Raw genomic sequence first — 6,752 nt, 5'->3', positions numbered from 1 at the left:
CGATTGAAAGCAGCTTGCACAGCGCAGCGCTGGCACGAGGGCGGTTATGGTAAAATACAGGCTGGAATTGCCGCTATCTAGCTGCACGTCCAGCTTTTGCCCCATCGTCACGCCCATCGCGTGTTGGACTCTGTCATAACACTTGACCTGCCCCGCCATGGTGGTCCCCGAGGTCCCGCTGGCAAGGCGGACCGTCTCGTGGGGGATGGTGTCGGCGACTGTCGGACTGCCGGCCACCATCGTCACCGCGGCCAGCCATGCGATAGGTCGTCTCATCACGTCGTTCGTTCCTGTTGGACCCAAGGGTTCCAGCGCGCATGGGATCGTCGGACATTGCATGTCGTGAATCATCGTCCCTATGGCCCCACCGACAGTGCAGCCTGTCCGAAGGCGGAAGGTGCCATGGTCCAGGACCGTCCACAGCGAGGTGAGGGGCGAAGTCTTCGGGGTCGTCGCGAACCGCGTGCTGGCCCTTGATCCAAGCCGTCGGCGCACCACGGTCAAGCGCGGCGGGCCATCGGCGCCCTATCTGGCGGACCTTCTGACAGTTCCCCGCGCCGCCCTGCGGCAGGCCTGTCGGTTGAACGATCTGCCTGCAGAGTTGACCCGCTGCGTGCAGGTACCCCGGATGCCGGAGGTCGCGGATCTGCGGTGCGTGATCAGCGAGACACCGTCGCTGGCTGAACATGGGGCCGCTGGGGCTGTCGCGGACCGGACCTTCGGGCATCTGTCCGCCCTGCTTGCTGAAGTCCCAAGCGATCTTGGGGCCAGCCTTACCGCGCCCACGGGGTGCCCTGTGTCGGGCGGGGCGGGGCGGCGCAGGGTCGGGGCAGTCGATCGAACTGATGCATGCGGTCCACGCCGAGCCGGTGGGCATCATTGCGATTTGTGGAGGGCTGAACTGCAGCCCCAGATCGTTGCAGCTGGCGTTTGACGAATGCGGACGGTTCGCGCCGCGCAACTGCTTGGCGCAGATCCGCCTGGATCATGCTCGTGGCCATCTGCTGTCCGGGCGAATGAATGTGACCTAGCCCGCCGCCGAGGCGGGCTTTGCCCATGCCGGTCGCTTTTCCAGCCTGTACCATCACAGGCTCAGGAATTTCCCGGCAAGAACATTGACGCGCCATTGACGAAAGGGGCGTGCGGCAGGCGTTCGACCGGACGCTTCGCATGACAAACTCCGGTTGCGGTTCCTCGATCTTTGAGCGCATTCCGGCGTCCGTCTATCCGTTTTGCGGAGATATTGTGGACGGCGCCCCGACTTTGCCCCGGCGCTTAGATCGCATGGGCGTCCTTGGCTGTGACCAGCGGGCGTGATGGAAATCACTCCGCGCGGCAGCCGGAATGCTGCTGGGGCTAATTGAGCGGTCTTTGCTTTTGAGCATCGTGCCACGAGCAGGGTGATCGAAAGGCGGGTTCTAAGGGGGCTCCTTCACGTCGCAGTAATAAAATCTGAAAACTCCTGCGGCTCGCCCCGAGGCGGGGTCTCAAACGCCGATGATTGGGATACAGTACTATCCGGACTGGCAGTCGGTGCCGCCTTGGGATCACGCGACCGCGTAGCGGGCACCCGGGTTCGAAGTCCGTCCGGTTGCGCGGGAACAAAATGCCCCTTTGGATGGGTATACGGGTCCAGTCCAAATCAGGTGCACCATGTTGGAAACGGAAATTCTGAACCTCTCGCGACAGGACCAGGCAGGGGCGCTGTCGCCTTGGTTCGCGCGCAAATTCACCGAACAGGTGAAGGATGGCCTGTTTCTTCCCGCGCCCGCGTTGCAGCGGGTGCAGGATCACCTGATCGGTCAATTGCAGGACTATCGCCGGCAGGCCGGGGTCGGAACGGCGGTCCTTGGGATGTCGGGTGGCGTCGATTCGGCGCTGACCGCGGCGCTGTTCAAGGCGGCGGGCTGGCAGGTCATCGGACTGACCCTGCCCATCCATCAGGTGCCGGAGGAGACCGACCGCGGCATCGACGCCTGCAAGGCGCTGGGCCTTGAACACTTTCACCTGGATCTGTCAGCGGAATACGACGCCATGGTGTCCGCCATGGCCCGACTGCACCCCGGCATCGCGACCGCCGATGATGACGGGGCACGCACCCGTCGGGGCAACCTGCGCGCCCGATTGCGCATGATGACGCTTTACGACCAGGCTCACCGGCTCGGGGGCCTGGTCGCCAGCACGGACAACTTTTCAGAGCTGGGGGCGGGCTTCTGGACGCTGCATGGCGATGTGGACGATTTGGCGCCGGTACAGGGTCTGCTCAAGTCGTGGGAGATTCCGTGGCTGGCCCGCAATATCGGTGTCCCTGAGCACACGTGGCGCGCCAAGCCGACCGACGGGTTGGGAATAGGTGCCGGAGACGAGGCGCAGATCGGCGCGACCTATCTGGAATGGGACATCGTGGTCTTTGCCATGGATCAGGCACGCAACGACAGTCCCAACATGGATATGGCCGATGTCCAGCGGCGCTTGGGGACAGACGACGACCCGCATGCGCAGAGGATCGTGTCGACCGTCGTGACGCGGCTGGGACGGACCTGGTTCACGCGCGTCAACCCCATCAATCTTGCGCATCCGAAAGCCGATCGGCTTGCGATGATCGACCGGCTGGACGAAAGGCTGTTCCGCCCCGCCATCCTGCGCAGGCAGCGGGTGGACATCGGGTTTCCCGACGATCTGCACGCGTCCGCCGGCACGCTTTGCAAGCTGCTGGAGCGGCATGATTGCCGCGTGGTGACGGCGGAATCCTGCACAGGCGGCCTGCTTGCGGCAAGCATCGCGGGCGTGTCCGGCAGTTCCTCCGCGCTGGAGGGAAGCTTTGTCACCTATGCCCCGTCGATGAAGGTAAATGCACTTGGGCTCTCCGCCCAGCTGATCCAGGAGCGGACGGTCTATGACCCGCAGGTGGCCCGGCAGATGGCCACAGGTGCGCTGGATGCGGCCCCCGGCGCCGGGCTGGCGCTGGCGATCACCGGCGTGGGCGGTCCCGACGACGATCAGGGTAAGCCCGCGGGATATGTCTGCATTGCGGCCTGCCTGCGCGGGGGCGCACCCGTGGTGAGGGAATGTCAGTTCGCGGGCGCGCTTGACGTCGTTCTGACCAAGGCCATCGGTGCCGCGTTGCAGTTGGGTATTTCCCTGCTTGATAGCACAGCAGGCGCGGGCGTGGATGCAGGCCAGAGCGTGTAACGGTGCGGTATCGCGGATGCGCCTTCGCGATGCCATATCAGGCGCAGCTTTTGGCAAAGCGCTGTCTCGCACAGAATGTTGGTCTGTTCTGAAGGACTATGGTCGTCACCGGCATTCGCGACGCTGAATCCCCGCACCGTTGATCCATCCGGAGCAGCCTTCTGGATACAGCGCCGGCGCGGACGCACAGCAACGGCACTTATTTTGCGCGCCCCGTTCATCGCAAAGCGGCCGAAAGCTGTTGGAATTCCAATAATACTTGTAATTTCAAAAGGCTACGATGCTGGAATGCGTCATCGTCAGGTTTCAGCGAAAGGTGCGGGGCCGAGTTGGCGTACAGGTTGGGCAATTGTGAGCAGCGGCTACTGCGATGCAGGCCTAGGTCGCAATCCTGATGCCATGTCGAAATCCGCCGCGTCTTCACGGTTTATCAAGGGCTCTTGCATAGCGTCGATCGGGCCGACGCATCAGACCACGCGGATCGGCGCATGCGCGTCGACAGGCACTCCTTCGGCAACAAGCGCAGGTCAGGCTTGAAGGAGACCGCCTTGTCACTCATCACGGACGCTCATTTCGGCGCGAACATCATCTTGACGCGGGACAGTCTGAAGGATGGCCAGCCCTTTGCCGAAACCCTCAAGGAAATCGACTTCTCGGGGTTTCGCTATCCCGGCGGCGGCGTGACCGAGGATCAGACCTGGGCGAATGGCGGACTGGCGCGGATGTTCGGCGATCCGATCGAACCCGGCAGCGAAAACTATGTCATGACCATCAACGAAGCGTTGGAATATGCGTCCTTGACCGGCAAGGCGATGACCGTGGTCGTGCCGACCTTCCAGTTCTATGACAAGCAGGGGGGCGTCTTCGATCACTCGGGGTTCGACCGCTATGTCGACAGGCTGGAGACGGCGTTGAAGGCGTTTCCCGACGCGGTGGTCAGGGACCTGGAAATCGGCAACGAATACTGGGGCAGCAAGGCCTGGGGCAGCCTGACGGGCCATCAATACGGCGCGATCGCCAATGCGCAGATCCCCAAGCTCAACGACATGATCGAACGGCTGTCGGACGACATGTCCGACTGGCATGCCCCAGGCCTGGGCGTTCAGGCGGGTGTCCAGTGGCGCGCGACGCAGGGCGCTGACGGCAGATGGACCGCGGACGGGCCGCAGGAGTCTGCAGACATCATCTCCAAGATCTCGCTGGAACATCGCGGCATGATCGACACGGTCTTTCAGCACAGCTATCCGGATGCCAGCACGATCACCCAGAACCTGAACTGGGCGATCCGCCCGATGGAGGTCTTTGAGCGGTTCAAGGGGTTCTCCAGCGAGCTCAAGTTCTCGCTCTCGGAATTCAACATCGGCGCGAACACGGCCGTCGGCATCGATCAGGGCGCGGCCTGGATCGACGCTTTCTCAAAGGCGGTGAATCTTGGCGTTGATTCGATCGACCATTGGGGCATCGCCTATGACTGGTTGTCGAACAAGTTCTATGACACCCGGTTTCCCCCGGCGGAGAGCGACGGCGGACAGATCGTCGCGATCGCAACGCCGATGGGGCAGATCTACGACATCGCGCAAAGCCATCTGGTCGGAAAGACCACCATGACTGATGCCCATGCCCTGCAGGACATCGCTGTGACCGACGGGATCGGCGCCTCCGGTTTCGCGGATGACAGCCAGAAGATCGTCTTCCTGCACAATCCGACCAACGGGTCGGGCAGGGTCGATCTTGGGGGCATCGCTGACGGGATGCACGTCTCGGTCCGGACGCTGACGCCCGCGGATTCGCCGCATTCACCCTGGTTCGACGAATCCGCACGCACGGTGACGGGCACGAACGGCATTGCCGACGCGCGGGCCGACATGAACGTCGTTTCCGGCCCCGGCGTTCAGGATCGCCACGATCTGAGACCGGGAGAAATGCTGGTCGTCGTGGTCTCCGATCCTCGCCGCGACCTGGTCATCGAGGGGGCGCATAACGTCACCGATCCGGCCACCGGGATGGTCGACGACCTGATCGTCGGCGGGCTGGGTCACGACATCCTGCGCGGCCATGTCGGCGATGATACGATAGAAGGGGGCGGCGGCAGAAATGTCCTGTCCGGCGGCAGGGGGGACGACGTTCTTGTGGCATCGGATCAGGGCGACGTGATCTTCGCGGATTGCGGCGACGACACCGTGACAGGCGGCGACGGCGACGACATGATCGTGGCCAGCGGCGACGACCCGCGGGATCACAGTGTCCTTGAAGGCGGCGGGGGACGAAACCTGTTCCTGGTCGGCAATGGCAGCGATGCGTCCATCCTAGATTTTTCGACCCGGGACCATATCGGCTTTGGCGGAGCCTTCGCCGATGCGGGGGCACTTCGCGACGCATCGCAGGTGATCGACAGCGACATTGTGGTGGGGCTCCCCGACGGAAGCCAGGTCATCCTTGCCGGTCAGGCCGAGCGGATCGACATGCTGCACGAACAGGTTCTCGATTTTATGGACCATGATCGGATCGTCGAGGTGACGGACAGTTATCTGAACGGGCTGACGCATGACCAGGTTGTCGAGGTCTTTGGCCAGGGCGAGGGAAACTTCGATCAGCCGGACCAGCAGGGTACGTCGATCTACTTCGACGAGCTGGAAGCGACGATGGCCCGTCTGGAACTGCGAGAGGATGATGAGGGTCTTCCGAACGACGACCTGCCCGTTCGACCGGTCGACGAAGACGACTTGCCTTCCGTTTCGCCGGTTGCCGACGATCCCCACACCCCCGACCCGGACGATCCCTATTCAGATCAGGATGAGGAATCCGCCTCTGGCGGCGCCTGTTTCGTCGCAACGTCCGCCTATGGAAATCCTTGGCATCCCGACGTCGTTGCGTTGCGCGCGTTCCGCGACAACCACCTGATCAAGACACGGGCCGGTCGCTTGTTTGTGAGGGTCTACTGGATCATCGGACCGAAGCTGGCTGCCCGCACACGGCCCGACCAATTTCATGCACGCGCCGTCCGGTCGACGCTTTCTCGGTTTGTCGCATTGCTGAGGTCGACCGATCTGACCGCTGGAAAATGATTAGTAGGGTGGGTCGCAATGACCTGCCGGGTTGAGCAATCGCTCGACGCGCGGAGCTTTTATCTCGCGTAGCGGGGCGGGCGATTGCGGTGGTGACGGCCAGCGCGTAGTCAGGCGGGGTCTGGTAATCCGAGGCCGAATGCGGGCGCTCGGTGTTGTAGTCGGCGGCCCGGTCAGCGATCACAACAGGCGCATGAGCCAGGTTGCGGAACATGGCATCATTGAGCAGCTCATCGCGCATCCGACCGTTGAAACTCTCGACGAAGCCGTTTTGCATCGGCTTTCCCGGCGCGATGCAGTGCCACTCGATCCGATGCTGGGAACACCACCGCAGGATGGCGGTCGATGTTAGTTCGGTGCCGTTGTATGAGACAATCGTTCCAAGCTTCCCTTGACGCTCGATTCGAGCCGATTGCTCTCGTGCGACGCGCCGTCCGGATATCGAAGTATCCGGGATCGCCGCGAGCGCACGGATTGAGTTGCCCCGTGAAAGCT

Annotated in this window: 2 protein-coding genes and 2 pseudogenes; 2 read left to right on the top strand and 2 right to left on the bottom strand. The window is 62.9% G+C overall.

Going from position 1 to position 6,752, the window contains the following annotated elements:
* Positions 1 to 276, bottom strand: a pseudogene (locus TW83_RS13400) (hypothetical protein); the annotation flags it as partial.
* A gap of 1,377 nt (positions 277 to 1,653) precedes the next feature.
* On the opposite strand from TW83_RS13400, the gene nadE reads away from it, so the two are divergent.
* Complete coding sequence (nadE, locus tag TW83_RS13390; RefSeq protein ID WP_045983275.1) at positions 1,654 to 3,192, top strand: NAD(+) synthase; 1,539 nt, start codon at positions 1,654 to 1,656, stop codon at positions 3,190 to 3,192.
* A gap of 548 nt (positions 3,193 to 3,740) precedes the next feature.
* Positions 3,741 to 6,257, top strand: coding sequence for a calcium-binding protein (locus TW83_RS19430; protein ID WP_157001582.1), 2,517 nt, complete (start codon positions 3,741 to 3,743; stop codon positions 6,255 to 6,257).
* A gap of 103 nt (positions 6,258 to 6,360) precedes the next feature.
* Here the strand turns inward: TW83_RS19430 and TW83_RS19860 are convergent.
* Positions 6,361 to 6,752: pseudogene (locus TW83_RS19860) on the bottom strand (integrase core domain-containing protein); the annotation flags it as partial.

The sequence above is a fragment of the Paracoccus sp. S4493 genome, from assembly GCF_000967735.1.
GTDB lineage: Bacteria > Pseudomonadota > Alphaproteobacteria > Rhodobacterales > Rhodobacteraceae > Paracoccus > Paracoccus marcusii.
This window is presented reverse-complemented; position numbering and strand designations above follow the sequence as displayed.

What these genes read in the sequence shown, in the direction of transcription:
- nadE (WP_045983275.1), top strand. Translation starts at nt 1,654, where the DNA reads ATGTTGGAAACGGAAATTCTGAACCTCTCGCGACAGGACCAGGCAGGG.